Genomic DNA, 5,775 nt, shown 5'->3' with positions numbered 1-5,775 from the left:
CGCCACCACCGAACCCATCCCCACCACCTGCTGATCCGATCCAGCGACCACCGCCGGCGAAGGCGTTATATGCTGTGCTCGCGGTGCACGACGACCACAGATCCGCCAACCAAGCCGTATCCGCTGGTCAGACCCGCCCGCGAAGGGGCCTTAGCTCAGTTGGCAGAGCGCCTGCTTTGCAAGCAGGAAGTCAGGAGTTCGAATCTCCTAGGCTCCACTCCCACCTCCCCACTCAAGGCGCAACCCGCGCCCCAATCGACCTCACCGACGCCCGGCCAATCTCCGAGGGCAGACCGCGCTCCGCAATATGCGAGCGCAGCCAAGATCGAAAGAAACGCGCCGCCTCGCGGTGAAGGGCATTCCGCCTGCGGCGCGGACTACGCCGCCTCAGGTGCTGAGATGAGCAGCGGTTCATTAGGGTCTGCTGCATGTCCGATGTGATAACGGTTCACCCTGCGGAACCCGGTGATGGGAATGTCCTCGGGGAGATCCACGCCGTGTCTTGGGGGGTGTCGCATGGGCCGTTTTGTGCGCCGGAGGTGGCTGCGGCCGGGGTTGAGGAGCGGCGGGGGAAGTGGCATGGTGTGCTGGCCGAGGGTGGGGACACGATCTTGCTGGCGCGCCTGAATGAGCGGGCGGGGGCGTTTGCTCGGTTTGGGGCCTCTACTTCTCGGCCCGGCGTGGCGGAGATCCATACGTTCTTTGCGCACCCGGATGTCTGGGGTAGTGGGGTTGCGATGGTTCTGCTGACGGCCGTCTTGGAGCGGGTGCGAGATGCCGGGTACGACGAGGTGCATCTGTGGACGCTTCGGGACTCCGCTCAAGCGCGTCGGTTCTACGCCAAGAACGGCTTTGTCGAGACCGGCAGGACTCACGATCATGACTTCGCTGAGGGGCCGCCGCTGGCCTTGGTGGAGTTGGAGCGGGCTGTGCCTGGGCGCTGAAGGGGTGCGGAAGGCGTCCAGGGCTTGGCCGTGGACGCCACGCTCGCCGAGGATCAGGGGATGTACATCAGGAAGTACCAGCCCGCCTGGCGGTGCTGGTCGCCTGGGTAATAGCGGCAGGGGGCGAGTCCGGTGAACTCACCGTTCTGGGCGGCGTCCTGGAGACCTGCATGGCAGGCGGCCAGGGTTTCGTAGCGACTGGAGTAATACCAGTTCGGCGGCAGCGGGGCGAGGGCGGATGTGGTGCTGGTCTGTTGGGTGATGGAGGCGGGTGCGGAGGCGGAGGCGGGTTCGGCGCCGGCCAGGGCGGTGGCGCCCAAGGCTGTCGCGAGCAGGGCCGCGGCGGATAAGTTTCGGATCTTCGTGGGGGCTCCTCACGGTACGGTGGGAGGACACCTTCAGATCAGCACTGATAGCTGGAGGTGTGGACCTCTCGGTTTTCCATATTTCGGATGTATGGTCCACCGATTGAGGCAGCTTTGTGCGCGTCCTTGGGAGCCGCAGCGATGACCATGCTGGTGTACATAACCTCGGCCAAGAACGTTCGCTCGATACGGCGCAGTGGCATTCGGGCGGTGAGCGGTGGGTGGGATGGAACGGGTGTCTATTGCCTGCCTGTGCTGCCGTCCTACCAGATCACCCATCAGTGGGTACGCGAACTGCGGCGAGGCGGTCAGAGCGGGCGCTCGTCGCCGTGTACTTCAGGGTCCCCGACGATGAGCCGGTGCAGGTCGGTCACTACAACAGCCTCCCCGCCCACCTGGGCAGTGCGGAAGCCGCCGCGCTGATCGCGGCCCAGCCGGACCCGCGCGGGTACGAAGTCTTCACCTCGCGTTCTGTCAGGGCGGGTGAGATTCATCGAATCCGTCGAGTGAACCGGTTGACCGGCTGGCGCTACATGCCTGACGTTCACGGAAGGCCGCCGTGCGCGTGCCCGATCTGCAACCCGAAAGGGCAGTACGGCGCCGCCCGGACCCGGGCGAAATTCGGCGACCCGGATGACATCAATAGTCGTCGTCGAGGGCTTTGACCAGGGTTCGGAGTTCGCGGGCGCGGCGTCGGGACATTGACAGCATCACCGCTTCGAGGTGGTCGCGGGACTGTGCCGGGTCCCCGCAGCAGGCCCATTCGGTGCAGCCGGCCTGGTCGTAGTCCCAAAGGCGGCGGTTCGGTTGGTGGACGAAGGCGCGCCAGCGGATGAAGGCCGACTCGACCGAGCCCGGCCACAGGTAGTTCTTGAGGCGTTCGATCCGCCTGACTTCGGCCAGGGCCGCCGGCGACAGGCCGGGGATGATCGGGCGGGGATCGCGTGTCTGGCGGAGTGTCTGGCGCCGGAGGGGAAGCTCGGCGCGGACACGGCCGGGCCGTCTACGCGGCATCGGCCTTTCTGTTGAACGTCATGCCGTTCATCTTCTCACCGATGCGGGGCCCTGGCCAAGTGTCCTGTTCGCCGTCAGATGGCCTGTAAGACGGCCTGTTGTCAGCCTGTCCGCCTGTAAGAAAAGCCCGCCGAACAGGCTGACAACAGCATCTTGTTGCGGACGCCTGAGGAGACCCAGAAGTGTGGGCCGCGTCACAGGAATCCCGCACCTCCCAAGAACCAGGAGAAACGATGAAGCCGACCTTGCGCGCCACGGGGCTCTTGGCGGCCGCTCTGGTCGCCGGTCTTACCGGTGCGCCTGGGATGTCGGTGGCGCAGGCGGCCGAGGTCAAGGTCCTTCCGAGCGTGAACATGGAAGCCACGGTCAAGGCGGCCCAGATCGACCCGCGGCGGGCGGACGAGACGACGACCCCGGGGGCCAAGGCCAGTGTACTGCTCGTCGAGAAGGCGCTGCGCGACCGGCGTCTGCTCGACGGGCAGTGGGTCGACGGGTACTTCGGCACCACGACCATCGCCGCCTACGCCAAGTACCAGAAGTCGCTCGGGTACAAGGGGATCGCCGCCAACGGGCTGCCCGGCAAGGCGTCGCTCGTCAAGCTCGGAGCCGACCGCTTCAAGGTCACCCACACCATCGTTCCAGGCGGCCGGGTGTCCATGGGCGATGTCGTCGTCAACACCCGTACGCGGAGCATGCTGGCCGAGGCCAAGCGGCTGCTCGGCCGCGGCCTGGTGCTGTTGCAGGGTTCGTACAACCCCGGGGGCGACCCCACGTCCGCAGGTACCCACGACGGCGGGGGCGTCGTCGACATCTCGGTCAAGGGGATGAACGCGGCGACCCGCACCGCGACCGTCCGCGCGTTGCGACGTGTCGGATTCGCGGCATGGGTGCGCAACCCTCGCCAAGCCGACTGGCCGTGGCATATTCACGCCAACGCGATCAATGACACCGACCTCTCCCGCCAGGCTCAGCGCCAGGTCGGTGACTACTACCTGGGGTTCAATGGGCTTTCCGGCCGTGGGCCGGACGACGGCCCGAAGGTGGCCATCCGCACCTGGGAGGAATACCGGCGCCGCTGACCACCCGTAGTCCCGCTTCATACGAAAACCCACCTCATACGAATCCAAGGGGAAACAGCATGGGCACGATGAACAAGGTTCTCGCCGTGGCGGTCACCACGATGGCGCTCGGGGTGCCGATGGCCATCACCGCCGCACCCGCCTCGGCGGCCGGCCGGGACGGCGTATGCCAGAGCGGTGAGTTCTGCTACTACTTCAACAGCAACAACAAGGGGTCGGTCTCCGACTTCACCGGTTCGGTAGGCGATTACGCGACCAAACAGCCCTCCTGCTACGACTTCAAGGGGCCCGGCAACGGCAAGGGGAAGTGCATCAAGAACTCCGCCGCCTCCGCCTGGAACCGTAGCAACAAGACGGTCCGCGTCTACTTCAACAGTAACTACGGCGGCACCTACCAGGATTTCAAACCCGGCGCCAAGGCCAACCTCATCCCCGCCCTGAAGAACCAGAACGCCTCGCATGAGTTCGGCCCGTCGTCCTCGTCGCGCGTCAACATGTCGTACGCGCTCTACAAGCCGAGCAGCGGCCGGTTGACCTGCCCCTTCGACGGCTACGACAACACACCCGGCCGGCACGAGGGCATCGACTTCGCCCGCGGCGTGGGTGCCACCGTGCGAAACCTGATGCAGGGTACGGTCATCAACGTCGCGCGTGGGGCCAACGGCGGTTCGGGGCTCTCCACGATCGCCATCCACAACTCGTCGTTGAACAAGACGGTGATCTATCTGCACACCGCTCCAGTGTCCTCGCTGCGCGTGGGCCAGGTGGTCCGGCCCGGTCAGGTCATCGCCACCGAGGCGTGGCGCGGGATCTCGTCCAAGTCGGCCGCGCACACCCACGTCGAGATGCGCCCGGGACGGCATACCCGCGCCGCCAAGAGCGTCGGCGACCCGCACCTGCAGAACCCGAACCCGAACGCGTTCTGGCGCGCCCGTGGCTACAACGTCCGATAGCGCACCGCGGCCGGCCAAGAACAAGAAGACGAAGAGGAAATCGACCGTGTATTCACGAACCGCGCGACTGATCTCGCGGCTCACCACGGCGGTCGCCGCGGTGGCGCTCGGCGGATCGGTGCTCGCCATCGCTCCGCCCGCGTCGGCCGCAGGTCGCGACGGGGTGTGCCAGAGCGGTGAGTTCTGCTACTACTTCAACAGCAACAACAAGGGCTCGGTCTCCGACTTCACCGGTTCGGTCGGCGACTATGCGACCAAACAGCCCTCCTGCTACGACTTCAAGGGCGCCGGCAACGGCAAGGGCAAGTGCATCAAGAACTCCGCCGCGTCCGTCTGGAATCGCAGCGGTAAGACCGTGCGCGTGTACTTCAACAGCAACTTCTCCGGCACCTACCAGGATTTCAAGCCCGGCGCGAGGGGCAACCTCATCCCCGCCCTGAAGAACCAGAACGCCTCGCATCGGTTCATGGGCTCCACGTCGCCGACCCAGTGCAAGACGGACGGCACGCACAGCAGGCTGCCCACGTCGATCCTCGTTTACCGGAAGTCCCTCGGTCACGTGGAGAGGGTGTCCTTCAAGGACTACGTCAAGAACGTCCTGCCGAACGAGTGGCGGTCGCACTGGCCGAGGGAGTCGCTGCGGGCCGGGGCGATCGCCGTCAAGAACTACGGCTGGTACTGGGCGCTGCACTCGACGCGTAAAACGCCGGACGGTAAGTGCTTCGACGTCTACGACCACACATCGAGCCAGGTCTACAAGCCGGGCTCGGCGACGGCGGCGACGAGCGCCGCGGTGAACGCGACGTGGGGCACCCGGCTCACGCGCAATGGGAAGATCTTCCAGAGCCAGTACTGCCAGTCGTCGAAGGCGTGCGGCATGTGGGTCGATGGGGACTGGATGTCGCAGAACGGCTCTCGTGACCTGGCCAAGAAGGGCTGGGGTTACAGCAGGATCCTCAGGTCCTACTACAAGAGGATCGCGATCGGCTAGTGAGATCGGCTAGCGAGAACGCCTAGCGAGTCCGAGGGCTCCGGTTTCCTGTCGTGTCATTGCGGCGGGGAACCGGAGTTCTCGTCGATGATGAGCTGGAAGTTGATCGGCCGGCTTCCAGGGAACACGAGCTCTTTGGCAGCGTTCATCATCTTGAACCGCACGAAGCAGAAGCCCGGTTTTGTCGGCGTGGTGATATCGACCCGGATGTCGACCAGCTTGCCGGGCGCGGTCTCCTTGACCGGCACCTCAGCGGGGGTCTGGCATTGATCGGGCTGCTGTGGTTCGAGGCGGCGCAGCGAATATCCCTTCCAGTGCACGGTCCCGGTGTTCTTGAGCCGCCATACCTTGCGCACGGTCTTGCCGGGGCCGACGTGCGTGCAGTCGCCAAGTGTGATGTCCCCCATGAAAACGGAGGCGTCGCCGTTG

At 65.6% G+C, this 5,775-nt stretch carries 8 protein-coding genes and 1 tRNA gene; 5 read left to right on the top strand and 4 right to left on the bottom strand.

Features of this window, described 5'->3' with window-relative positions; translation table 11 throughout:
- Window positions 1-144: 144 nt before the first annotated feature.
- Together C1I98_RS34175 and C1I98_RS34170 are read left to right on the top strand one after the other, a co-directional pair.
- A tRNA-Ala gene (locus C1I98_RS34175) sits at window positions 145-217 on the top strand.
- A gap of 211 nt (window positions 218-428) precedes the next feature.
- Window positions 429-944, top strand: coding sequence for a GNAT family N-acetyltransferase (locus tag C1I98_RS34170; protein WP_199537435.1), 516 nt, complete (start codon window positions 429-431; stop codon window positions 942-944).
- Window positions 945-997: 53 nt separating this feature from the next.
- Here C1I98_RS34170 and C1I98_RS42055 read toward each other — a convergent pair whose 3' ends face one another.
- From C1I98_RS42055 to C1I98_RS43325, 3 genes are all read right to left on the bottom strand, one after another.
- Entirely contained in the window at window positions 998-1,264 is a 267-nt protein-coding gene (locus C1I98_RS42055; protein WP_158558296.1) for a hypothetical protein, read from the bottom strand.
- Between the two features lie 353 nt (window positions 1,265-1,617).
- Entirely contained in the window at window positions 1,618-1,803 is a 186-nt protein-coding gene (locus C1I98_RS40865; RefSeq protein WP_146607813.1) for a hypothetical protein, read from the bottom strand.
- A gap of 145 nt (window positions 1,804-1,948) precedes the next feature.
- Window positions 1,949-2,323, bottom strand: a complete 375-nt coding sequence (locus tag C1I98_RS43325; RefSeq protein ID WP_199537434.1) for a hypothetical protein — start codon at window positions 2,321-2,323, stop codon at window positions 1,949-1,951.
- Between the two features lie 233 nt (window positions 2,324-2,556).
- Between C1I98_RS43325 and C1I98_RS34155 the strand changes: the two genes are divergently transcribed.
- From C1I98_RS34155 to C1I98_RS34145, 3 genes are all read left to right on the top strand, one after another.
- Entirely contained in the window at window positions 2,557-3,402 is an 846-nt protein-coding gene (locus C1I98_RS34155; protein WP_111171463.1) for a peptidoglycan-binding protein, read from the top strand.
- A 68-nt stretch (window positions 3,403-3,470) separates the two neighbouring features.
- Window positions 3,471-4,355 carry a peptidase inhibitor family I36 protein gene (locus tag C1I98_RS34150; RefSeq protein ID WP_199537433.1) on the top strand — a complete coding sequence of 295 codons (885 nt, stop codon included), beginning with the start codon at window positions 3,471-3,473 and terminating at the stop codon, window positions 4,353-4,355.
- A 46-nt stretch (window positions 4,356-4,401) separates the two neighbouring features.
- Window positions 4,402-5,346, top strand: coding sequence for a SpoIID/LytB domain-containing protein (locus C1I98_RS34145; protein WP_111171461.1), 945 nt, complete (start codon window positions 4,402-4,404; stop codon window positions 5,344-5,346).
- Between the two features lie 56 nt (window positions 5,347-5,402).
- Here C1I98_RS34145 and C1I98_RS34140 read toward each other — a convergent pair.
- Window positions 5,403-5,775: NBR1-Ig-like domain-containing protein (locus tag C1I98_RS34140; protein WP_199537432.1), on the bottom strand; the 373-nt coding region annotated here is incomplete at its 5' end.

It is taken from the genome of Spongiactinospora gelatinilytica, assembly GCF_003236385.1.
Classification (GTDB): domain Bacteria; phylum Actinomycetota; class Actinomycetes; order Streptosporangiales; family Streptosporangiaceae; genus Spongiactinospora; species Spongiactinospora gelatinilytica.
The sequence above is the reverse complement of the archived record's forward strand: the minus strand, read 5'-3'. Positions and strand labels throughout refer to the sequence as shown.

Coding starts and splice junctions, on each gene's coding strand:
- C1I98_RS34170 (WP_199537435.1), top strand. CDS start 429: ATGTCCGATGTGATAACGGTTCACCCTGCGGAACCCGGTGATGGGAAT.
- C1I98_RS40865 (WP_146607813.1), bottom strand. CDS start 1,803: ATGAATCTCACCCGCCCTGACAGAACGCGAGGTGAAGACTTCGTACCC.
- C1I98_RS43325 (WP_199537434.1), bottom strand. CDS start 2,323: ATGCCGCGTAGACGGCCCGGCCGTGTCCGCGCCGAGCTTCCCCTCCGG.
- C1I98_RS34155 (WP_111171463.1), top strand. CDS start 2,557: ATGAAGCCGACCTTGCGCGCCACGGGGCTCTTGGCGGCCGCTCTGGTC.
- C1I98_RS34150 (WP_199537433.1), top strand. CDS start 3,471: ATGAACAAGGTTCTCGCCGTGGCGGTCACCACGATGGCGCTCGGGGTG.